The following is a 246-nucleotide window of genomic DNA, read 5'->3' on the forward strand; positions in this document are numbered from 1 at the left end:
CTTTTTTTCTTGCCTTTCTTGCTTTTTCTGCTTCTTTAATTGCTTTGCTCGCTTCGTCTATTGAATAAGCATTTCTGTTTCTTTGCATTCTTACTAAAATACGCTCTTGCTCTTTTTCAGTCTTACTTTAGGTTTTATTTGCTCTATTGCCTTGATTGTTTGATTTCTAACATCAGTAACAGCAGCATCTTGATTTGTATTTTCTATTTCTTGTTGCGCTTGTTTGAGTGTGTCGCTAATTAATTG

General features: G+C 33.3%; 2 pseudogenes. Both read right to left on the bottom strand.

Going from position 1 to position 246, the window contains the following annotated elements:
• Positions 1-127, bottom strand: a pseudogene (locus tag IDG64_RS15385) (hypothetical protein); the annotation flags it as partial.
• Positions 109-246, bottom strand: a pseudogene (locus IDG64_RS14810) (DUF1542 domain-containing protein); the annotation flags it as partial. The pseudogenes IDG64_RS15385 and IDG64_RS14810, both read right to left, overlap by 19 nt.

This window comes from Staphylococcus sp. EG-SA-15 (genome assembly GCF_017151895.1).
Lineage (GTDB): Bacteria > Bacillota > Bacilli > Staphylococcales > Staphylococcaceae > Staphylococcus > Staphylococcus aureus.